This is a genomic window from Rhodanobacter sp. PCA2 (assembly GCF_013620825.1).
Lineage (GTDB): Bacteria > Pseudomonadota > Gammaproteobacteria > Xanthomonadales > Rhodanobacteraceae > Rhodanobacter_A.
In genome coordinates this window covers 18632-40015 of record NZ_NJIC01000040.1, presented here as the reverse complement: position 1 = coordinate 40015, position 21384 = coordinate 18632, and the positions used below count along the sequence as shown (strand labels likewise).

The 21384-nt window shown below is 69.3% G+C and carries 17 protein-coding genes; 9 read left to right on the top strand and 8 right to left on the bottom strand.

The window, feature by feature from the left end:
• The 8 genes from ftsW (at position 1) to lpxC (ending at position 9533) form a co-directional block, all read left to right on the top strand.
• The gene (ftsW, locus tag PCA_RS12840) at positions 1 to 1242 is read left to right on the top strand and encodes a putative lipid II flippase FtsW (protein WP_181303016.1); all 1242 of its coding nucleotides are present in this window, start codon (positions 1 to 3) and stop codon (positions 1240 to 1242) included.
• A gap of 149 nt (positions 1243 to 1391) precedes the next feature.
• Entirely contained in the window at positions 1392 to 2447 is a 1056-nt protein-coding gene (gene murG / locus PCA_RS12835; protein WP_343204449.1) for an undecaprenyldiphospho-muramoylpentapeptide beta-N-acetylglucosaminyltransferase, read from the top strand.
• The gene (gene murC, locus PCA_RS12830; protein ID WP_181303014.1) at positions 2444 to 3883 is read left to right on the top strand and encodes a UDP-N-acetylmuramate--L-alanine ligase; all 1440 of its coding nucleotides are present in this window, start codon (positions 2444 to 2446) and stop codon (positions 3881 to 3883) included. Before murG ends, murC begins: the two co-directional genes overlap by 4 nt.
• Positions 3880 to 4845 carry a D-alanine--D-alanine ligase gene (locus PCA_RS12825; RefSeq protein ID WP_181303013.1) on the top strand — a complete coding sequence of 322 codons (966 nt, stop codon included), beginning with the start codon at positions 3880 to 3882 and terminating at the stop codon, positions 4843 to 4845. The genes murC and PCA_RS12825 overlap by 4 nt, the downstream gene beginning before the upstream one ends.
• Positions 4842 to 5582, top strand: a complete 741-nt coding sequence (locus tag PCA_RS12820) for a cell division protein FtsQ/DivIB (protein ID WP_181303012.1) — start codon at positions 4842 to 4844, stop codon at positions 5580 to 5582. The genes PCA_RS12825 and PCA_RS12820 overlap by 4 nt, the downstream gene beginning before the upstream one ends.
• Positions 5583 to 5595: 13 nt before the next feature.
• A complete protein-coding gene (gene ftsA / locus PCA_RS12815) occupies positions 5596 to 6831 on the top strand; it encodes a cell division protein FtsA (RefSeq protein WP_181303011.1) in 1236 nt (411 codons plus the stop codon).
• 145 nt (positions 6832 to 6976) lie between these two features.
• Positions 6977 to 8158 carry a cell division protein FtsZ gene (ftsZ, locus tag PCA_RS12810; RefSeq protein WP_181303010.1) on the top strand — a complete coding sequence of 394 codons (1182 nt, stop codon included), beginning with the start codon at positions 6977 to 6979 and terminating at the stop codon, positions 8156 to 8158.
• Positions 8159 to 8618: 460 nt separating this feature from the next.
• Positions 8619 to 9533, top strand: a complete 915-nt coding sequence (lpxC, locus tag PCA_RS12805) for a UDP-3-O-acyl-N-acetylglucosamine deacetylase (RefSeq protein WP_181303009.1) — start codon at positions 8619 to 8621, stop codon at positions 9531 to 9533.
• A 124-nt stretch (positions 9534 to 9657) separates the two neighbouring features.
• Here lpxC and PCA_RS12800 read toward each other — a convergent pair whose 3' ends face one another.
• Positions 9658 to 10113: a DciA family protein gene (locus PCA_RS12800; protein ID WP_181303008.1), complete on the bottom strand. Its 456-nt coding sequence runs from the start codon at positions 10111 to 10113 to the stop codon at positions 9658 to 9660.
• 198 nt (positions 10114 to 10311) lie between these two features.
• On the opposite strand from PCA_RS12800, the gene secA reads away from it, so the two are divergent.
• Positions 10312 to 13044, top strand: a complete 2733-nt coding sequence (gene secA / locus PCA_RS12795) for a preprotein translocase subunit SecA (protein ID WP_181303007.1) — start codon at positions 10312 to 10314, stop codon at positions 13042 to 13044.
• A gap of 215 nt (positions 13045 to 13259) precedes the next feature.
• On the opposite strand, the gene PCA_RS12790 is transcribed toward secA, so the two are convergent.
• From PCA_RS12790 to PCA_RS12760, 7 genes are all read right to left on the bottom strand, one after another.
• A complete protein-coding gene (locus PCA_RS12790; protein WP_181303006.1) occupies positions 13260 to 14111 on the bottom strand; it encodes a symmetrical bis(5'-nucleosyl)-tetraphosphatase in 852 nt (283 codons plus the stop codon).
• Between the two features lie 13 nt (positions 14112 to 14124).
• Positions 14125 to 14508, bottom strand: coding sequence for a Co2+/Mg2+ efflux protein ApaG (gene apaG, locus PCA_RS12785; RefSeq protein WP_181303005.1), 384 nt, complete (start codon positions 14506 to 14508; stop codon positions 14125 to 14127).
• 63 nt (positions 14509 to 14571) lie between these two features.
• Entirely contained in the window at positions 14572 to 15369 is a 798-nt protein-coding gene (gene rsmA / locus PCA_RS12780; protein ID WP_181303004.1) for a 16S rRNA (adenine(1518)-N(6)/adenine(1519)-N(6))-dimethyltransferase RsmA, read from the bottom strand.
• Positions 15370 to 15374: 5 nt separating this feature from the next.
• Positions 15375 to 16412 (bottom strand): 4-hydroxythreonine-4-phosphate dehydrogenase PdxA, encoded by a 1038-nt coding sequence (pdxA, locus tag PCA_RS12775; protein ID WP_181303003.1) that lies wholly within the window; start codon positions 16410 to 16412, stop codon positions 15375 to 15377.
• 16 nt (positions 16413 to 16428) lie between these two features.
• The gene (locus PCA_RS12770) at positions 16429 to 17790 is read right to left on the bottom strand and encodes a peptidylprolyl isomerase (protein WP_181303002.1); all 1362 of its coding nucleotides are present in this window, start codon (positions 17788 to 17790) and stop codon (positions 16429 to 16431) included.
• Positions 17791 to 17821: 31 nt separating this feature from the next.
• Positions 17822 to 20263, bottom strand: a complete 2442-nt coding sequence (lptD, locus tag PCA_RS12765; RefSeq protein WP_181303001.1) for an LPS assembly protein LptD — start codon at positions 20261 to 20263, stop codon at positions 17822 to 17824.
• Positions 20264 to 20454: 191 nt separating this feature from the next.
• Positions 20455 to 21375 (bottom strand): histone deacetylase family protein, encoded by a 921-nt coding sequence (locus PCA_RS12760; RefSeq protein WP_255436857.1) that lies wholly within the window; start codon positions 21373 to 21375, stop codon positions 20455 to 20457.
• Between the last annotated feature and the right edge of the window lie 9 nt (positions 21376 to 21384).

The following is a 21384-nucleotide window of genomic DNA, read 5'->3' as shown; positions in this document are numbered from 1 at the left end:
ATGTTCGGTCTCTTCGGCACATCGCAGGCGGTGAAGCGGCAGGGGCCGCGCGGCAGCTACGACCTGTGGCTGCTGGTCGCGCTGGTCGGCCTGGCCAGCGTCGGCGTGGTGATGGTGACGTCCAGCTCGATGGCCGTGGCCGACAGCACCCAGAGCGGGGCGTTCTATTTCCTGAAGAGGGATCTGTTCTTCCTTGCGCTCGGCTTGCTGGCGGCCGGCGTGGCGATGCGCACCGAGCTGAAGTTCGTCGAGAAGCGCGCATTCCCGCTGCTCGGGCTGGCGGTGGTGCTGCTGCTGGCGGTGTTCGTGCCGCACCTGGGCATGCGCATCAACGGCGCGCACCGCTGGTTGAACCTGGTGGTGACCAGCTTCCAGCCGGTGGAGGCGGTGAAGCTGATCCTGGTGATCTATCTCGCCAGCTACCTGGTGCGCCACCGCGACAGCATCGAGACGGAATTCCTCGGCCTGATCAAGCCGATCGCGGTGGCCGGCGTGATCGTGCTGCTGCTGCTGGGGCAGCCCGACTTCGGCTCCGCCACGCTGGTGATCTCGGTGACCATCGCGATGGTGTGGCTGGGCGGCGCGCGCCCGATCTACCTGTTCGTGATGGGCCTGCCGCTGATGCCGCTGCTGGTGATCGCGGCGACCGGCGAAAGCTATCGCGTGAAGCGCCTCACCTCCTTCATGAACCCGTGGGAGCACCCGTTCACCGACGGCTTCCAGCTCACCCAGTCGCTGATGGCGATCGGGCGCGGCGAGTGGACCGGCGTGGGCCTGGGCTCCAGCGTGCTGAAGCTGTCCTACCTGCCCGAGGCGCATACCGACTTCATCTTCGCGGTGATCGGCGAGGAACTGGGCCTGGTCGGCGTGCTGCTGGTGATGGGCCTGTTCGCGCTGGCGGTGGGCCGCGGCCTGTATCTCGGCCTCAAGGGCGTCGAGGTGGGGCAGCGTTTCGCCGGCTACATCGCGTTCGGCATCTCGCTGATGCTGGCGATGCAGGCGATCGTCTCGGTGGGCGTGAACCTCGGCGCGTTGCCCACCAAGGGCCTGACCCTGCCGCTGATCAGCTACGGCGGCTCGTCGATGGTGCTGACCTGCGCGATGGCCGGCGTGCTGCTGCGCGCCACCTTCGAGATCAACCGCGCGCTGGACGCGCGGCAGATGGCCAAGCGCATGCCAGAAGCGGTGGCGGCTCCCGACGTGAACGACGCGGCGCGTCCGCGCGAGGCGGCGGTGGCATGAATACCGGGATTCGGGAGTCGGGATTCGGGATACGCCAAGGCGCGTCACGCGACTGGATGGCGATGTCCGATGTCCGTGGCCGCGAGAGCGTCGGGGCGGGTGCGGTGCGGCCGGTCGAATCCCGACTCCCGACTCCAGACTCCCGGCCTGTGCTCATCATGGCGGGCGGCACGGGCGGACATATCTTTCCCGGCCTCGCGGTGGCCGAGACGCTGCGCGCGCAGGGCGTGCCTGTGGCGTGGCTGGGCGCGGTCGGCGGCATGGAGACCAGGGTGGTGCCGGCGCACGGCATCGAGCTGCACGAGATCCGTGTCGGCGGCCTGCGCGGCAAGGGCTGGAAGACGCGTCTCGGCGCGCCGCTGATGCTGGTGCGCGCGCTGCTGTCCGCGATCGCCGTGCTGCGCCGGCTGAAGCCGCGCAGCGTGCTGTCGATGGGTGGCTATGTGGCTGGCCCCGGCGGCCTGGCCGCGCGGCTGCTGCATCGGCCGCTGCTGGTGCACGAACAGAATCGCGTGGCCGGCTTCACCAACCGCAAGCTCGCCGCGCATGCGCAGCGCGTGCTGGCCGGTTTCGCCGATGCGCTGCCGAACGCGGAGTGGGTGGGCAACCCGGTGCGCGGCGCGATCGCCGCGCTGGCGCCGCCGGCGCAGCGCTTCGCGGGCCGCGCCGGTCGCGCGCGCCTGCTGGTGCTGGGCGGCAGCCTGGGCGCACGCGCGCTGAATCTCGCGCTGCCGCAGGCGTTGGCGCTGCTACCGCCGGAACGGCGTCCCGAGGTGCTGCACCAGTGCGGCAACCGTGGCCTCGACGAAGCGCGCGAGGCGTATGCGAAGGCCGGCGTCGAAGCCCAGGTGGTGCCCTTCATCGAGGACATGGCCGGCACCTACGCCTGGGCCGATCTCGCGGTCTGCCGCGCCGGCGCGCTGACCCTGGCCGAACTCACCGCGGCCGGGCTGGGCGCGGTGCTGGTGCCGTTCCCGCACGCGGTGGACGACCACCAGACCCGCAATGGCGAAGCGCTGGTTTCCGCCGGCGCCGCCGAACTGATCCAGGAACGCGATTTGAACGTGGAACAACTTGCGCAGCGCCTGGACGCGCTGCTGGCCGACCGCGCACGCCTGCTCGCCATGGCGGAAGCCGCGCGCACGCTGGCCAAGCCCGATGCGGCCGCCGTGATCGCCCGCGCCTGCGTGGAGGTGGCCGCATGACGCCGCGCCGCCTGCTGGCACATGAAGACCTGATGACCACGTTCCGCCGCGTGCATTTCATCGGCATCGGCGGCGTGGGCATGAGCGGCATCGCCGAAGTGCTGCACAACCTCGGTTATGCGGTGTCGGGCTCCGACAAGTCGAACTCGCCCACCGCGCAGCGCCTGGCCCGGCTGGGCCTGGTGGTGCAGGTGGGGCACGACGCCGCGAACGTGGGCGACGCCGACGTGGTGGTGACCTCCAGCGCGATCCGGGCAGACAACCCGGAGCTGGTGGCGGCGCGCGAGGCGCGCATCCCGGTGATCCCGCGCGCGGAGATGCTGGGCGAGCTGATGCGCTTCCGCCGCGGCGTCGCCATCGCCGGCACGCACGGCAAGACCACAACGACCAGCCTGGTCGCCAGCGTGCTGGCCGAGGCGAACTACGATCCCACCTTCGTGATCGGCGGCCAGCTCACCGCGGCCGGCGCCAACGCGCGGCTGGGCACCGGCCAGTACCTGGTGGCGGAGGCGGACGAATCGGACGGTTCCTTCCTGTTGCTGTCGCCGGTGATCGCCGTGGTCACCAACATCGACGCCGACCATCTCGAGAACTACCACGGCGACTTCGCCGAGGTGAAGAAGGCCTTCGCCGATTTCCTGCACCGCCTGCCGTTCTACGGCCTTGCCGTGCTGTGCGTGGACGACGCGGAAGTGGCGCAGCTGGCGAAGACCACCAGCCGCCGCGTGATGACCTACGGCATCGCCACCGCGGATGCCGACGTGCGCGCGTCCAACGTCGTGCAATGCGGGTTCGAGATGCATTTCGACCTGCACCTGCCGGGCCGCCCCGAGGCCTTGCCGGTGACGCTGAACCTGCCGGGCCGGCACAACGTGCTCAACGCGCTCGCCGCCGCCAGCATCGGCTGGCAGCTCGGCGTGGGCGCGGAGGCGATTGCGCACGCGCTGGCGAATTTCCAGGGCGTGGGCCGGCGCTTCCATCGTCGCGGCGAGTTGGCGCTGGATCACGGCAACGTGCTGCTGGTCGACGACTACGGCCACCATCCCAGCGAACTCGCTGCGGTGTTCGCCGCGGCGCGCGGCGGCTGGCCGGAGCGGCGCCTGGTGGTGGGCTTCCAGCCGCACCGCTACAGCCGCACGCGCGACCTGCTGGACGACTTCGCGAACGTGCTGGCCGAGGCCGACGTGCTGGTGCTCACCGATGTATACCCCGCGGGCGAGGCGCCGATCGCGGGCGCCGACGGCCGTGCGCTGGCCCGCGCGGTACGCGCGCGCGGCAAGGTCGATCCGGTGCTGATCGAGCATCCGCGCGAATTCAAGGACACCCTGCCGACGCTGCTGCGCGACGGCGATCTGCTGTTGCTGCTCGGCGCCGGCGACATCGGCGCGGCGGCGGTGGAAATCGCGCAGGCCGGCCATCTGAGGACAAGCAAGTGAGCAACACGGGCAAGACGAACAGGATCAGCGACGCCGTGCAGTTCGGCCGCGTCGCCGTGGTGATGGGCGGCAGCTCCGCCGAACGCGAGGTGTCGCTGGACTCCGGCCGCAACGTGCTGGCGGCGCTGAAGGCGCGCGGCGTCGACGCGCACGCGATCGACGGCATCCCGGCGCTGCTCGACGCGCTGCGCGCCGGCCACTTCGCGCGCGTGTTCAACATCCTGCACGGCCAGCACGGCGGCGGCGAGGACGGCGTGCTGCAGGGCGCGCTGGAATCGCTCAACGTGCCGTACACCGGCTCGGGCGTGCTCGGCTCGGCGCTGGCGATGGACAAGACGCGCTCCAAGCGCGTGTGGCAGTCGCTGGGGCTGCCCACGCCGAAGTTCGTGGCGCTGTCGCGCGGCGCCGATGCCGCCGCGGTGCATGCGGCCGCGCGCACGGTCGGTTTCCCGCTGATCGTGAAACCCGCCTCCGAGGGCTCCAGCGTGGGCGTCACCCGCGTGTTCGAGGAGGCGCAGCTGGACAGCGCCGTCGAACTGGCGGCGAAGTATCCCGGCGACCTGTTGATGGAAACCCTGATCGAGGGCGACGAGCTGACCATCGGCATACTCGGTCGCGAGGTGCTGCCTTCCATCCATATCGTGCCGAAGGCTGCGTTCTACGACTACAACGCGAAATACGTCGCCGAGGACACGCTTTATCTGTGCCCCGGCCTGGAAGGTGCGGCCGAAGCGGAGTTGCGTGCGCTGTCGCTGACCGCGTTCGACGCGCTGGGCTGCGCCGGCTGGGGCCGCGTGGACGTGATGCGCGACCGCCAGGGCCGCAACTGGCTGCTGGAAGTGAACACCGCCCCGGGCATGACCTCGCACTCGCTGGTGCCGAAGGCGGCCGCCCAGGCCGGCATCGATTACCAGGAACTGTGCTGGCGCGTGCTCGAGACCAGCTTCAGGGAGGGCGCATGAGGGGAAGCATGCGCCTGGTCGCCTGGAGCCTGGCCATCGTGCTGGTGGCGCTGCCGGTCGTGGGCGTGCTGCACGGCTGGTTCGCCGCCGGCCGCTGGCCGGTGACCCAGCTCATGGTGCAGGGCGAATTCCGCCACGTGGGCATGGAGGAAATCCGTGCCGCCGTGCTGCCGCGGCTGGGCAAGGGCTTCTTCGCGCTCGATCTCGACAGCGTGCAGCAGGCCGTGGCGGCGCTGCCGTGGGTGGAATCGGTGGAGGCGCGCAAGCGCTGGCCGGACGCCTTGCAGTTGCGCGTGATCGAGCGCCAGCCCTTCGCGCGCTGGAACGACAAGCAGCTGATCAGCCGCCAGGGCAAGGTGTTCGAGGCGCCGATCGGCACGGCCGATGCCGCCGCGCTGCCCGACCTCGAAGGCCCGGACGACCGCCTCGCCGAGGTGGTGAGTTTCTATTCCGACGTGAACAAGGCCTTCGCCGGCACCCATCTGGTGATCAACGGCGTGGCGCTCACCGCGCGCGGCAACTGGAGCGTCACCACGGCGACCGGCGCACGCATCGTGATCGGCGACCGCGACCTGGCCGGCGCGCGGCTGCGCCGTTTCCTCGATGTCTATCCGCAACTGATGGCCGGCCACGACGCGGGTTTCGTCTACGCCGACCTGCGCTACACCAATGGGTTCGCCGTGCGCTGGCCGCAGCAGACGGCCCCCGCCAAGGCAGGAGCCACGCGCCGCTCATGAGGACGCTATGCATATGAAGACGCGCAACGACAAGCAACTCGTGGTCGGCCTCGACATCGGCACCTCGAAGGTGACCGCGATCGTGGGCGAGTACGAGCCGGGCGAGCCGATCACCGTGATCGGCATCGGCACCCACGTGTCGCGCGGCATGCGCAAGGGCATGGTGGTGGACATCGAATCCACCGTGCATTCCATCCAGCGCGCGGTGGAGGAAGCCGAGCTGATGGCCGGCTGCGACATCCGCTCGGTCTGCGCCTCGATCTCCGGCAGCCACCTGGAAACCCGCAACTCGCACGGCAACGCGGCGATCCGCGACCGCGAGGTCACCCCCGGCGACCTGGAGCAGGTGCTGGAGGCGGCCAGCGCGGTGGCGATCCCGGCCGACCACAAGGTGCTCTACAAGGAGCCGCAGGAATACCGCATCGACGGCCAGGACGGCATCCGCGCGCCGGTCGGCATGAGCGGCGTGCGGCTGGAGGCGAACGTGCACCTGGTCACCGGCGCGGCGGCGGCGGTGCAGAACATCACCAAGTCGATCCAGCGCTGCGGGCTGTCGGTGGACGAGCTGGTGCCCTCGGCGCTGGCCAGCGCCAAGGCGGTGCTCACCGACGACGAGCGCGAGCTGGGCGTGTGCCTGGTCGACATCGGCGCCGGCACCACCGACATCGCGATCTACACCCAGGGCTCGATCCGCTACACCGCCTCGCTGCCGATCGGCGGCGACCAGGTCACCGGCGACATCGCCTACGGCGTGCATACGCCGACCGCGCACGCCGAGGAGATCAAGATCAAGTACGCCTGCGCGCAGACCGGCCTCGCGCACGCCGAGGAAACCATCCAGGTGCCCAGCGTGGGCGACCGCCCGCCGCGGCGGCTGGCGCGGCAGGCGCTGGCGCAGAGCGTGCAGGCGCGCTACGAGGAAATCTTCGAGATGGTGCAGGACCGGCTGCGCAGCTCCGGCTACGAAAGCCTGGTCGCGGCCGGCGTGGTGCTCACCGGCGGCGCCTCGAAGATGGAAGGCGCGCTGGAGCTGGCCGAGGAGATCTTCCACAAGATGGTGCGCCTCGGCGTGCCGCAGGACATCAGCGGCCTCGGCGAAGTGATCAGCAGCCCGCTGCACTCCACCGGCGTGGGCCTGCTGCTGCACGGCTCGCGCCACAACGCGCCGGTGCGCGGCGGCAATCCGGCGCTCGGCAATGTCGGCGGCGTGATCGGCAAGTGGCGCAACTGGCTCACGAAGAACTTCTAGCGGGCGCCGGCAGGCGCCCGGCTGGAAGCAGGGTTTCGGCGGCGCAGGAGGCGCAGCCACGGGCGGCGGGATGTCCGCCCACCACCACGGAGCGACAGGAGTCGCCACCCGCGGTTACAACGACAACAACTCTGGAGGACGGGAAATGTTCGAACTGATCGAGAAACTCGCACCAAACGCAGTCATCAAGGTCATCGGCGTGGGCGGCGGCGGCGGCAATGCCGTTGCGCACATGATCAATGCCAACATCGAAGGCGTGGAGTTCATCGTCGCCAACACCGACGCGCAGGCGATGAGCAACTGCAATTCGCGCACCCACCTGCAACTGGGCGCGAACGTCACCAAGGGCCTGGGCGCAGGCGCCAACCCCGAGGTCGGCCGCCAGGCCGCGCTGGAGGACCGCGAGCGCATCGAGGCGATGCTGGAAGGCGCCGACATGGTGTTCATCACCGCCGGCATGGGCGGCGGCACCGGCACCGGCGCCGCGCCGGTGGTGGCGCAGCTGGCCAAGGAAAAGGGCATCCTGACCGTGGCCGTGGTCACCAAGCCGTTCCCGTTCGAGGGCCGCCGCCGCATGCAGGTCGCCCAGAAGGGCATCGAGGACCTCAGCCAGCACGTCGACTCGCTGATCACCGTGCCGAACGAGAAGCTGCTCAGCGTGCTGGGCCGCGAGGTCACCCTGATCAACGCGTTCAAGGCCGCCAACAACGTGCTGCAGGGCGCGGTGCAGGGCATCGCCGACCTGATCACGGCTCCGGGCCTGATCAACGTCGACTTCGCCGACGTGCGCACCGTGATGAGCGAGATGGGCCTGGCCATGATGGGCACCGGCACCGCCAGCGGCGACGACCGTGCCCAGGCCGCGGCCGAGGAGGCGATCAAGAACCCGCTGCTGGAAGACGTCAACCTCAACGGCGCCTGCGGCATCCTGGTCAACGTCACCGCCGGCCCCAACCTCACCATGCGCGAGTTCGACGAGATCGGCCGCATCATCCACGACTTCGCCAGCGAAGACGCCACCGTGGTGATCGGCACCTCGCTGGACGCCGAGCTGAAGGACGATGTGCGCGTCACCGTGGTCGCCACCGGCCTGAACCGGGCCCCGGCCTCGCGCAGCGTGCGCATGGTGGAGAACAAGCAGGTGGAGATGCGCCAGCGTCCGCGCCCCGTGGTGCTGCGCACCGGCACCGGCAACGAAGTGGTCGACTACGCGCAGCCGGAAGTGGCGATCAGCGCCAATCCGCGCAGCGAGGCGCCGGCCAAGAGCCAGGAAAACGGCCTGGAATACCTGGACATCCCGGCCTTCCTGCGTCGCCAGGCCGACTGAGACGTTGCCCAGGCGGCTGGAGCCTGAACAGAAACCGGTGCTTGTTAAGAGGAATTGAACAAAAGCCTGTCGAACTGGTCATTGCAACAGCATGAAGGGTGGGTGCAGGTCTCGTATGGCCGCGGTATGCGCCGCGGCTGTCATCGAACGGCCGTTTGGCGCGTTCGGGCGTGACTGCTACCAGACGATGCGTCAGGGACGTCGCATGATCCGCCGCAGCGGGCGCCAGCCCGGTATGGCCGATCCGTTACCCCGGTGCCGGAATCCCGTCCCGGCCCGGGGTATCGTGTCGCCCCGCACGCGCGGCGTGCGAAAGAACATGCGGATGACGCCGGCCTTCCGGGATGAAGGAGGCATGAAGATTGACCAGACTGTACGGTACGGTTTGCTATTGCAGCTGGTTAAAACTGTGTTAGCATCCGTCCCCTGACTGGCTGCTCCTTGGCAGGTACCAACAACAATGATCAAGCAGCGCACACTCAAAAACATCATTCGGGCCACAGGTGTAGGCCTGCATACCGGCGACAAGGTGTACATGACCCTGCGTCCGGCCGCGCCGAATACCGGCATCGTATTCCGTCGTACCGATCTCAATCCGCCGGTGGACATCCGTGCCCGCCAGGACAATGTCGGCGATACCCGTCTTTCCACCACGCTGGTGAACGGCGACGTGCGCGTCGCCACGGTCGAGCACCTGCTGTCGGCGATGGCCGGCCTCGGCATCGACAACGCCTATGTGGACCTGTCGGCCCCGGAGGTTCCCATCATGGATGGGAGCGCCGGTCCGTTCGTGTTCCTGCTGCAGTCCGCCGGCATCGAGGAACAGAACGCGGCCAAGCGCTTCATCCGGATCAAGAAGCCGGTGAAGGTGCAGGAAGGCGACAAGTGGGCCAGCTTCGAGCCGTTCGAAGGCTTCAAGGTCGGCTTCTCGATCGAGTTCAACCACCCCATCATCAGCAAGCGCACCTCGCGGGCGGAGATCGACTTCTCCACCACCTCGTTCGTGAAGGAAGTGAGCCGCGCGCGCACCTTCGGCTTCATGCGCGACATCGAGATGCTGCGCGAACACAACCTCGCGCTGGGCGGCTCGATGGACAACGCCGTGGTGCTGGACGACTACCGCGTGCTGAACGAGGACGGCCTCCGTTACGAGGACGAGTTCGTCAAGCACAAGATCCTCGACGCGATCGGCGACCTCTACCTGCTGGGCCACAGCCTGATCGGCGCGTACCACGCGCACAAGTCCGGCCACGAGCTCAACAACAAGCTGCTGCGCACCCTGATGGCCGATGCCTCGGCCTGGGAAGAAGTCAGCTACCAGGACGACCCGGCCACCTCGCCGATCTCCTACGCCCACCCCGCCCAGGCGATCTGATCGCCGGGGTTCGCCCGACCGCGGGCAGGAACAGGGACAGCAAGGGCCGCCGCATCCGTCGATGCGGCGGCCTTTTCATGTGTGTCGCGCGTGTGGACCGCCTGTGTGCGGTCGCAGTGGCCGTTCAGCGCGAAGCTTCGTCGGGCTTGGCCAGCGAGGCCAGCCGGCCGAACAGTTCCTGCCATTCCGGGTCCGTCGCCGCCGCGGCCGCGGCGCGCAGGTGAGCGGCGGCCGCGGGCGACAGCGTGCGCGTGCGCTCGGGCTCCATCTCGATCCGCGGCAGCGGGCTAACCTTGACCCCGAGGCTCTCGGCGCGGATGTCCAGGGCGCGGGCGGTCGCGAGAACCTGCGCCTGCAGCAGGCGCAAGCGCGTGGCCCACGCCGGCGTGCTGGCGAGGAACAGCAGCCGCCCGCCGCGCAGGTTCGCGAAACGCACCTGGTCGCGCAGCGGCAGCGGCAGGGTCTGGCGCAAGGCGCGGTCCAGCGCATCCAGCGCGGCCGCGCGGTTGGCCAGGGTGGCGAAGGACCCGCAGGCGGCCAGTGCGTGCGGGCCGCGGGGGCGCGAGGCGGCGGGGGACATGCCCGGCTCCGGAACGGGGCGACGCGCCGATGATACCCGCCGGGGCTCGCCCGCGCCGCCCTTGAATCCGCGCGCCGCCGCCGCCATGCCGGTAGCAGCCGGGACTTGCGCCACGCGTGCCGTCCAGGCCCCTGTAGTAACATGCCCGTTTGGTTCGTGCGCATGCACGGCCTTCAGTCCCCGCCATCCGGAAGATCGATGCTCAATCGTGCCCTCACCAGCATTTTCGGCAGCCGCAACGAGCGCGTGCTGCGCCAGTTGTCGCGCGCCGTGGCGCGCATCAACGCGCTGGAACCCGAGTTCGAGAAACTGAGCGACGACGCCCTGCGCGGCAAGACGGAAGAATTCAAGCAGCGCGTCGCCGGCGGCGAATCGCTGGACAAGCTGCTGCCCGAGGCGTTCGCGGTGGTGCGCGAGGGCGCCAAGCGCGTGCTCGGCATGCGCCACTACGACGTGCAGATGATCGGCGGCATGGTGCTGCACCAGGGCAAGATCGCCGAGATGCGCACCGGCGAGGGCAAGACCCTGGTCGCCACGCTGCCGGTGTACCTCAACGCGCTGGAAGGCAAGGGCGTGCACGTGGTCACCGTGAACGACTACCTGGCCCGCCGCGACGCCGCGCAGATGGGCAAGCTGTACGGCTTCCTCGGCCTGACCACCGACGTGGTGTGGCCGGGCATGGAGCACTCCGACAAGCACAAGGCCTACGCCGCCGACATCACCTACGGCACCAACAACGAATTCGGCTTCGACTACCTGCGCGACAACATGGCGCTCAGCAAGGAGCAGCGCTACCAGCGCGGCCTGCACTACGCGATCGTCGACGAGGTGGACTCCATCCTGATCGACGAGGCGCGCACGCCGCTGATCATCTCCGGCCCGGCCGAGGATTCGCCGCAGCTGTACCTCGCGGTGAACAAGGTCGTGCCGCGCATGATCCGCCAGCAGGAGGAGGACGGCGCCGGCGACTTCTGGGTCGACGAGAAGCAGAAGCAGGTCCACCTCTCCGAGGACGGCATGCAGCACGCCGACGAGCTGCTGCGCGAGGCCGGCGTGATCACCGAGGACAGCGGCCTCTACGACTCCAAGAACCTCGCCGTGGTGCACCACCTCAACGCGGCGCTGCGCGCGAACGCGATCTACCAGCGCGACGTGGACTACATCGTGCGCGACGGCGAAGTCATCATCGTCGACGAATTCACCGGCCGCACGCTGCCGGGCCGCCGCTGGTCCGACGGCCTGCACCAGGCGGTGGAGGCGAAGGAAGGCGTGCCGATCCAGCGCGAGAACCAGACGCTGGCCACGGTGACGTTCCAGAACCTGTTCCGCATGTACAAGAAGCTGTCCGGCATGACCGGCACGGCCGACACCGAAGCGTTCGAGTTCCAGAGCATCTACGGCCTGGAAGTGGTGGTGATCCCCACCCACAAGCCGATGATCCGCAAGGACAACGCCGACCTGGTCTTCCTCGGCCAGCAGGCCAAGTACAACTCGGTGATCGAGGACATCAAGGACTGCCACAAGCGCGGCCAGCCGGTGCTGGTGGGCACCACCTCGATCGAGGTGTCCGAGCTGCTGTCGGACCAGTTGCGCAAGGCCAGGGTGGAGCACGAGGTGCTCAACGCGAAGCAGCACGAGCGCGAGGCGAACATCGTGGCCCAGGCCGGCCGCCCCGGCCAGGTCACCATCGCCACCAACATGGCCGGCCGCGGCACCGACATCGTGCTCGGCGGCAGCCTCGATGCCGAGCTGGCGGCGCTGCCGCCTGAGGCCTCCGAGGTGGAGCGCGCGCGCATCAAGGCCGAGTGGAAGAAGCGCCACGAGCAGGTGCTGGCCGCCGGCGGCCTGCACATCATCGGCACCGAACGCCATGAATCGCGCCGCATCGACAACCAGCTGCGCGGTCGCTCCGGTCGCCAGGGCGATCCGGGTTCCTCGCGCTTCTACCTGTCGCTGGAAGACAACCTGCTGCGCATCTTCGGCGGCGAGGGCCTGATCCGCTGGATGAAGCGCTTCGGCATGAAGGAAAACGACGCGCTCGAAGACAAGATGATCAGCCGCCAGATCGAGAAGGCGCAGCGCAAGGTCGAGCAGCACAACTTCGACATCCGCAAGCACCTGCTGGAATTCGACAACGTCGCCAACGACCAGCGCAAGGTGATCTACCGCCAGCGCGACGAGCTGCTGGAAGGCGAGGACGTGTCCGCCACCGTGGCCGACGTGCGCCACGACGTGGTGGAGGCCATCGTGCGCGAGCACGTGCCGCCGGACAGCATCGACGAGCAGTGGGACGTCCCGGGGCTGGACCGCGAGCTGGAAGGCAAGTTCGGCCTGTCGCTGGACCTGCCGCACTGGCTGGAGCAGCAGTCCGAGATGGACGCCGCGATGCTGCTGGGCCACGTGCGCGACGAGGTGGACAACCTGTTCCGGGGCAAGGAGGCGCAGATCGGCGCCGACACCATGCGCCAGCTCGAAAAGCACATCATGCTCACCGTGGTGGACAACGCCTGGAAGGAACACCTGGCGAACATGGACTACCTGCGCCAGGGCATCTACCTGGTGGGCTACGCGCAGCAGGATCCCAAGCAGGCGTTCAAGCGCGAGTCGTTCCGGCTGTTCTCCGACATGCTCGACCGCATCAAGGCCGAGGTGGTGCAGATGCTGGCGCGCATCCGCATCCGCAGCGAGGAGGAAGTCGCCGCGATGGAAGCCGAGCAGCAGCGCCTTGCCGAGCGCCTGCAGCGGCAGATGCTGGCCAGCGGCGGCGGCGCGCCCACCGGCGGCCTCGAAGCCGACCCGGCCGCCGTGGCGGCCGGCGCCACCGGCGCCATGCAATTGCAGCAGCCGGACATGCCGCGCGTGGGCCGCAACGATCCCTGCCCCTGCGGTTCGGGCAAGAAGTACAAGCATTGCCACGGGCAGTTGGCCTGAGGGCGCCTGAGACCGTTGGCGGGCGCGTTGATCCGGGCCGCCAGATCAAAAGCCTGTTCTTTGAGTCCGGGAAAGCGCTTCCTGCGCTTTCCCGGACTCGCCCCGACTGACTTGCCGGTCAGCCGTGGCTCCGCCACGCAGCTGCCGCTGCGTGGCGTGCGATCCCTCCGTGGATCGCGGGTGGGGGCGACTGAAGGACCGTCGCAGACGGTCCTTCAGTCGCCCCCACCTGGCGGCCGCTTGCGATGCGGCTCGGCGTTCACGGTGATGTAGCGGGGCTCCTCGCTGTCCAGCTGCAGCGCGGTGAGCTGGCCGCCCCAGACGCAGCCGGTGTCGATCGCGTACACGCCGAGGCCGGCGAAGCGGCCCAGCGCCGACCAGTGGCCGCAGACGATGCGCGTCTCGCGCCGGCGCACGCCGGGCACCTCGAACCAGGGATACAGCCCCGGCCGCTGCGTGCCGGGCTCGCCCTTGCCGTCGAAGTCGATGCGGCCGTTGACGTCGCAGTAGCGCATGCGGGTGAGCAGGTTGATCGTGGCGCGATGGCGGTCCAGCCCCTGCAGGCGGCTCGACCAGCCGGCCGGCCGGTTGCCGAACAGGTTGCGCAGGATGCGCGCATGGCGCGGGCTGGAGAGCTCGCGTTCCACCTCCTGCGCGGCCTTCTGCGCCTGACGCAGCGTCCACGTGGGCGCGAGGCCTGCGTGGATCATCGTCCAGCCGAGCTGCTCGTCGTGGTGCAGCAGCTTCTGCGAGCGCAGCCATTCGAACAGCACGGGCGCGTCGTCGGCGTACAGCACCTCGCGCAGTTCCGGGTTCACCTTGGCCTGGGCGTCGGGCTTGCGCAGCGAGATCGCCAGCAGGCTGAGGTCGTGGTTGCCGAGGGTGACGACGCTCTGCTCGCGCAGGTCGTGGATCAGCCGCAGCGTGGCCAGCGACTCGCCGCCGCGGTTCACCAGGTCGCCGCAGAACCACAACCGGTCCGCTGCCGGGTCGAAGCGCAGCTTGTCGAGCAGACGCTGCAGTTCCGGGTAGCAACCCTGCACGTCGCCGATCGCGTAGGTGGCCATCAGCGCGCCGCCATCAATGCAGGGTGCGCGGTATGGACAGGGTGAACGACGGGATCGGTGCGTCGAAGCGGGTGCCGTCGTCGGCCAGCATCTGGTAACTGCCGCCCATGGTGCCCACCGGCGTCTCCAGCACCGCGCCGGAGGTGTATTCGAAATCGTCGCCCGGGCGCATCCACGGCTGCTCGCCGACCACGCCGTCGCCGCGCACTTCCTCCACCTTGCCGTTCGCGTCCGTGATCAGCCAGTGCCGGGTCAGCAGTTGTGCCGGCACGCTGCCTGCGTTGCGCAGGGTGATGGTGTAGGCGAACACGTAGCGGTTGTCGCCGGGGCGCGACTGGTCGGGGACGAAGCGTGTGCTTACCTGTACGTCGATCGTGTACGGACTGTTCTTGCTCATGCCCCGATTGTAAGGCCTGCCGCCGGCGAGCGGTCGCCTGCGTGTCGCGGCAGGAGGGCGGATTCAGCGTGCGGCGAGCTGCCTGGCCAGCCGCACGAAGTCCTCCGGCGCCAGCATTTCGGCACGCGCCCTGGGGTCGATGTCGGCAGCGCGGATCGCGTCGGCATCCAGCAGTTGCCGCAGCGCGTTGCCCAGCGTCTTGCGGCGCTGGCCGAAGGCGGCCTTCACCACCGCGTGAAGCAATTCGGGGTCGGCGTCGTGGCGTTCGTGCGGCTCCAGCGGCACCAGCCGCACCACCGCGGAATCCACCTTGGGCGGCGGCCGGAACGCCTCCGGCGGCACCTCGAACAGCGGCACCACGTGGCAAGCCAGCTGCAGCATCACCGACAGCCGGCCGTACACCTTGCTGCCGGGTCCGGCGGCCATGCGGTCCACCACTTCCTTCTGCAGCATGAAGTGCATGTCCTGGATGGCCGACGCATGCTCCACGCAATGGAACAGGATGGGGCTGGAGATGTAATAGGGCAGGTTGCCCGCGATGCGCAGGCGTTCCACGCCGTGGCGATGCGCCAGCGCGGCGAAATCCACCTTGAGCACGTCGGCGTGGATCACCGCGAGTTCGCCCACGCTGGCGGCGCGATCCTTCAGCGCGGGGATCAGGTCGGTGTCCAGCTCGATCGCGGTGAGCGAGCCGGCGGCGGCCAGCAGGGGCAGGGTGAGCGCACCTTCGCCGGGGCCGATCTCCACCAGGAAGTCGCCGGCGCGCGGCGCGATCGCGCGCACGATGTCGTCGATGTAGCGGCGGTCGTGCAGGAAGTGCTGGCCGAAGCTTTTCTTGGGGCGGGCGGGGGCGTGGTTCATGGGGTTCATCGCGAGGTTGGCCCCTCACCTCGTTCCTCTCCCCGGAGGGGAGAGGATGAGCAAGGGTCGCGGCGCGCCACGAGTTCCAATGCCATGTTCGCCGCCGCGATCAGGCTGGCGGGATCGGCGCGGCCGCTGCCGGCGAGATCCAGCGCGGTGCCGTGGTCGACCGAGGTGCGGATGAAGGGCAGGCCCAGGGTGAGATTCACGGTGCGGTCGAAGGCTTCGCTCTTGAGCACCGGCAGCGCCTGGTCGTGGTACATCGCCAGCACCGCGTCGTAGCGTGCGCGCTGCGCGGGCACGAACGCGGTGTCGGCGGGCAGCGGGCCGATCAGCTGCATGCCTTCGGCGCGCAGTTCGTGCAGCAACGGAATGATGGTGTCCAGTTCCTCGTGGCCCAGGTGGCCGGCCTCGCCCGCGTGCGGGTTGAGGCCGAGCACGGCGATGCGCGGCGCAGCGAGGCCGAACTTCGCGCGCAGCTCCGCATGCACGATGCGCAGCGTGCGCCGCAGCGACTCGCCGGTGATCGCGGCAGGCACGGCGGCCAGCGGCAGGTGGGTGGTGGCGAGCGCCACGCGCAGCTCGGGGCTGGCCAGCATCATCACCACGTCGGCGCGGGCGCGCTCGGCGAAGTACTCGGTGTGGCCGCTGAAGCGGATGCCGGCCTCGTTGATCGAGGCCTTCTGCAGCGGTGCGGTGACCACCGCGGCGTAGCGGCCGGCCATGCAGCCGTCGGCGGCCTCGTCCAGGGTGGCGAGCACGTGCCGCGCGTTGCGCGGGTCGGGCTGGCCAGGTGTTTCCGCGACGCCCAGCGGCACGTGGCGCACGCGCAGGCTGCCGGGTTCGCGCCGTTCGCGCGGTGCGCCGTCGTCGTCCTCGAGGGAGATGGGCAACTTGCAGCGCGCGGCGGCGCGTTCGAGCAGATCGCGGTCGGTGATCGCCACCAGGTCGGCCGCCAGCGGCGTGGCGGCCAGCCGCGCGATCAGTTCCGGGCCGACCCCGGCCGGCTCACCGGCAGTGACGGCGAGCCGGGGCAGCGTCATGTCCGAAGATCCCCGGTCAGGAGGATTTTCCGGCGTCGGCCGGGGTGTTGGTGTCGTCGCGCAGCTCGGGCACCAGCACGTTGATGAAGGCGTTCGCGCGCAGGTCGCGCAGGAAGTCGTCGTAGGCCTGCTCGGCCTTGCGGTTGCCGATCGCCTGGCGTGCCTGGTCGCGTTCCATCTGGGTGGTGAGGTCGCTCTGGCGCGTGCCCAGCAGCTGCAGGATGTCCCAGCCGCTGCCGGTCTGGAACGGCTGCGAGACCTGGTTCTCCTTCAGCTGGCCGATCTGCTGCGCGATCGCGCCGCCCCAGGCCTGCTGCGCGAACCAGCCCATGTCGCCGCCGAGGTTGGCGGTGGTGTCGTCCTTGGAGTTTTCCTTGGCCAGCTTGGCGAAGTCCGCGTGCTTGTTGACGATCTGGTCGTACAGCTCCTGCGCCTTCTGCTGCGCCTGGTCGGCGGTCATCAGTTCGCTGGGCTTGATCAGGATCTGGCGCGCGTGGTACTCGGTGACGATCTGCTTGGACGGCTCGCGCTGGCCCACCAGCTTGAGGATGTGGAAGCCGGTGGGGCCGCGCAGCGCGGGGCTGACGTCGCCGGGCTTCATGTTGGTCACGGTGTCGGCGAACGCGGCCGGGATCTCGTCCATGCGGCGCCAGCCGAGGTCGCCGCCGTCCAGCGCGTCGGGCGCGTCGGAGTAGCGGATCGCCGCGGCGTTGAAATCCATGCCGCCCTTGATCGCGTTGATCGCCTGCTCGGCCTTGCTGGAGGCCGCCTGGATCGCGGCGGCGTCGGCACCGCCCGGGATGCTGATCTGGATGTGCGCCAGGTGCACCTCGCCGGCCTTGTAGCTGGGGCTGGCGAGCAGGTTGTCGATCTCGCTGTCGGTGACCGCGACCGAGTCGTGCACCACGCTCTGGTGCAGGCGCTGCACGATGAGCTGGTCGGCGAGCTGCTGGCGGAACGCGCCGAAGTCCTCGCCGCTGCGCTGCACTTCGGCACGCAGCTGGTCGGGGCTCATCTTGTTCTGCTGCGCCACTTCGGCCACCGCCTGGTCGACGTCGGCGTCGGCGACGTGGACGCCCTGGTCGTCGGCCTTCTGCAGCTGCAGCTTCATCAGGACCAGGCGATCCAGCACCTGCTGCTGCAGCACGTTCAGCGGCGGTAGCTGGCCGGGCTGGCTGGCGTACTGCTGCTGGATCGAGCGCACCGCGTTGTCGAGATCGCTTTGCAGGACCACGTCCTCGTTCACCACCGCCACGATGCGGTCGAGCCGCTGCGACTGCCCGGCAGAGGGCGCGGCGCCGGCGTTCGGCAGCAGTTGGGCCTGCGCGGGCAGCGCAAGCGCGAGGGCGGGGAGGAGCAGGGCGAGGAATCGCTTCATCAGGGAGCAGCCAGAGGGTAGGTGCAGCGGTTTATTGATAGCCGAGAATATCACGGCGCAGCAGCGGGTCGACCTTGCCGCCGGTGGAGCCCAGGCCCTTGAACACGACCTCGAACATCACCGCGTTGTCCCGCAGGTTGGTACGGCCCGGCGTCGGGGACGGTCCGACGCCGTAGTAACCCTGGTTCACGTAGCTGCGGTCGACCAGCCGCAGGGTGACGCAACAGCTGTCGTACTCCACGCCGGCCAGCGCCTCGATCGTGCCCTTGAGCGGGTTGACCACGCCCCTGACCGGTTCCGCATACGTCCAGGCGCCGATCAGGCGCCAGCGGTCGGACAGCGGGTAGACCGCCGAGACGCTGTATTGTTCCATCAGGCCGCTGCGGTAGCGGTAGGCGAAGTTGACCACCCCGTCCTGGCCCAGCCGGCCCTGCACCTGGAGCATCGCCATGTCGTTGTGGCGGGTGTTCGGGTTCCACTGGTAGGAGCTGCCGAGCTTCCAGCGGTCGCTGAGCTGCAGGTCGAGCTGGGCCACGTAGGCCGAGCCGGACCAGTCGGTGGCCGGCGCGGAGGTGTTCGCGCCGTTCGGCGCCTGCACCTTCTGCGGGGTGAAGTAGCGGATCTGGCCGAAACTCGCCGACAGCCGCTCCACGCCGCCGTCGTCGAGCAGGCGGGTGGTGATCGCGGCGGTGAGGTTGTTCGCGTTCATCTGGCGGTCGGCGCCGGAGAACTGGTTGGTGGAGAACAGCTGCCAGTAGTCGAACGACATCATGCTGGTGTCGAACAGCGGCAGGTTGTTCTGGTCGCGGTAGGGCACGTACAGGTAGTACAGCCGCGGCTCCAGCGTCTGCGTGTAGTCCTTGCCGAACAGCGAGGTGTCGCGGTCGAACACCAGGCCGCTGTCCACGCTGACGATGGGCAGCGAGCGGCTGGGCGAGCTCTGCGTGAACGGCGTGCTCGTGCCGCTGCCCAGCAGGCCGAAGTAGCCGTAGTTCTGGTAGCCGTTGCGGAGCTGGTAGGCGGTGTAGCGCCAGGCCGCGCGGGGGCGCACGAACCAGGCCTGGTTGCCGAAATCCGCGGCGATCCAGGGCTCGATGTCCTCGCGGCCGCCTTCCACGAAGCCCGGCTTGCGGAACGCGACGAACTGGTTCGTCATGCCGAATTCCAGCCAGCGGTTCAACGGCAGGTCCACGTTGAAGTTCGCGTACGGCAGCTGCCGGTACGGCAGCGAAGCATCGGTGAGGAACGGGTTCATGTTCTGGTACGCGGTGCCGCCCACCGAGGCGTTCCACCACTTGCCGCCGCCCGCGATCTGCGCGGTGGACGTCAGCAGGTACACCGGCGCCCCGCCCAGCTGGTTGCCGAAGTCGTACAGGAAGTTGTTGTCGGAGGTGCGGTCGATCGAGGTGGAGAAGTTCCAGCTCTCCCACAGGTGGGTGGAGTCCTTGATCGTGTAGCGGTAGCGGTTCGTGCCCTTGGTGTCGGTGGTGGTGTCGAGATCGGTGGGGCCGTGGTCGTGCGGCAGGTACTGCACGTCGATGATCCCGCTGCTGCCCGCGGTCAGGTAGCGGAACTCGGTGTCCAGCAGGAAGCCGCGCGTGGTGTAGATGCGCGGGTCCAGCGTGGCGTCGTAGTTCGGCGCCAGGTTCAGGTAGTACGGCGTGCTGAGCATGTAGCCCGAGCGGCTGGTGTGGCCGAAGGTGGGCTGCAGGAAGCCGGTCATGCGCCGGTTGTCCACCGGGAAGCTGAACCAGGGCAGGTACAGCAGCGGCACCTTGCCGACGCGGAACGTCGCGTTGCGCGCCACGCCGCGGCCGGTTTCCTTGTTGATGGAGATCGTGCCACCGCGGAATTCCCACAGGCGGTCGCCCACGTCGCAGGTGGAGTAGGTGGCCCGCGTGTAGAGGGTGCGGTCGGCATCGAACATCTGCGCCCGCCTGGCCACGCCGTTGCCGCGCGAATCGAGCATCTGGTAGCGCACGTCGTCGGCGGTGCCGGTGCTGGCGTCGTTGTTGCCGCGGACGTGGGTGGAGGCCATCAGCTGGCCGGCGTCCTGGTAGCGCACGTTGCCGCGGGCGTCGTAGTCGGTGGTGTCGTCGTTGTAGTCGATCGTGTCCGCCTGCAGCCGCTGGTCGGCCCGGTCCATGCGCACGTTGCCGGACAGGTGATAGACGGTCTGGTCGGAGCTGTCGACGTGGGTCGCCCGCACGTAGGTGTTGCTGGTGTCGCGCAGGCTGCTGTCGCGGCTCAGCGTGGGGTCGTAGAACTCCAGCATCGCGTTGGGGCGGCACATCGCATAGTTGTACGGCCGCGGCGGGCACAGGAAGGTGCCCAGCGGGCAGGCCGGCTCGCTGCCGTCCAGCGTGGCCTTGCGATGCGGTCCGTTGCCGGCCATGGCGTCGATCGGGCCCCCGACCAGGGCAAGTGCAGCGGCGACCGCCAGCAGGCGTCGGGGAGGTAGCGTGCGCGTCACTGTGAAAATCCGGCGGCCGTGAGGTTCGTAAAACTAACAGAAAGACCCCGGATCAGGCAGACGCGGGGGCCGCGGAGCGCAACGGGGATTCAGGCATGCACGGGCCCGGCAAGCCGGGAAGCGACGCGGAACGGCATGCCGGGGCGAGCGTCGCGTTCGTCTCCGGCCGCAGGATCACGCGGCCGTGCCGTTCATTCCATCAACGCCTCGACGTGCGCGGCGGCGCTGGAGGCCAGCGCGGCGACGTCGTAGCCGCCCTCCAGCGTGGACACCAGCCGGCCCTCCGCATGGTGGTTCGCCAGCTCGACCAGCTTGGCGGTGATCCAGGCGTAGTCCTCGCTGCCCAGGCACAGGTTGGCGAGCGGATCGTTCTGGTGGGCGTCGAAGCCGGCCGACACCAGCACCAGCTGCGGCCGGAACGCGCGGATGCGCGGCAGCAGGTCGCCTTCCCACAGCTCGCGGAACAGGTAGGAGCCGTCGCCGGCCGACATCGGCCGGTTGAGGATGTTGCCCGCGCCGCGTTCGTCCGGATTGCCGCTGCCCGGGTACAGCGGCATCTCGTGGCTGGAGGCGAACAGCACTCGCGGCTCGTGCCAGAAGATGTCCTGGGTGCCGTTGCCGTGGTGCACGTCGAAATCGGCGATCGCCACGCGCCGGAGGCCGTGCGCCACCATCGCCTGCGCCGCGCCCACCGCCACGTTGTTGAACAGGCAGAATCCCATCGCCTCGCTGCGGGTGGCGTGGTGGCCGGGCGGACGCACCGCGCAGAACGCGCGGCGCACGTGGCCGCTGCTGAGCACCGCATCCACCGCCGCCACCACCGCACCCGCGGCGCGCAGCGCGGCCTCGGCCGAGCCGGGCGACAGCGCGGTGTCGTCGTCCAGCCATTGCGTCTCGCCCATCGGCACCGTGTCGAGCACGCGCTGGACGTGCGCTTCGTCGTGCACGCGCAGCAACTGGTCGCGGGTGGCGCGGGGCGCTTCCACGCGATCCAGGGCGGCGTAGTGGTCGCGGTCCAGCACGCGCAGCACGGCGGCGAGGCGCGCCGGCGATTCCGGATGGTGGGGGCCGGTGTCGTGCTGCAGGCAGGCCGGATGGGTGTACAACCGCAGCATGCGACC

Coding starts and splice junctions, on each gene's coding strand:
- ftsW (WP_181303016.1), top strand. CDS start 1: ATGTTCGGTCTCTTCGGCACATCGCAGGCGGTGAAGCGGCAGGGGCCG.
- murC (WP_181303014.1), top strand. CDS start 2,444: ATGACGCCGCGCCGCCTGCTGGCACATGAAGACCTGATGACCACGTTC.
- PCA_RS12820 (WP_181303012.1), top strand. CDS start 4,842: ATGAGGGGAAGCATGCGCCTGGTCGCCTGGAGCCTGGCCATCGTGCTG.
- ftsA (WP_181303011.1), top strand. CDS start 5,596: ATGAAGACGCGCAACGACAAGCAACTCGTGGTCGGCCTCGACATCGGC.
- ftsZ (WP_181303010.1), top strand. CDS start 6,977: ATGTTCGAACTGATCGAGAAACTCGCACCAAACGCAGTCATCAAGGTC.
- lpxC (WP_181303009.1), top strand. CDS start 8,619: ATGATCAAGCAGCGCACACTCAAAAACATCATTCGGGCCACAGGTGTA.
- PCA_RS12800 (WP_181303008.1), bottom strand. CDS start 10,113: ATGTCCCCCGCCGCCTCGCGCCCCCGCGGCCCGCACGCACTGGCCGCC.
- secA (WP_181303007.1), top strand. CDS start 10,312: ATGCTCAATCGTGCCCTCACCAGCATTTTCGGCAGCCGCAACGAGCGC.
- PCA_RS12790 (WP_181303006.1), bottom strand. CDS start 14,111: ATGGCCACCTACGCGATCGGCGACGTGCAGGGTTGCTACCCGGAACTG.
- apaG (WP_181303005.1), bottom strand. CDS start 14,508: ATGAGCAAGAACAGTCCGTACACGATCGACGTACAGGTAAGCACACGC.
- rsmA (WP_181303004.1), bottom strand. CDS start 15,369: ATGAACCACGCCCCCGCCCGCCCCAAGAAAAGCTTCGGCCAGCACTTC.
- pdxA (WP_181303003.1), bottom strand. CDS start 16,412: ATGACGCTGCCCCGGCTCGCCGTCACTGCCGGTGAGCCGGCCGGGGTC.
- PCA_RS12770 (WP_181303002.1), bottom strand. CDS start 17,790: ATGAAGCGATTCCTCGCCCTGCTCCTCCCCGCCCTCGCGCTTGCGCTG.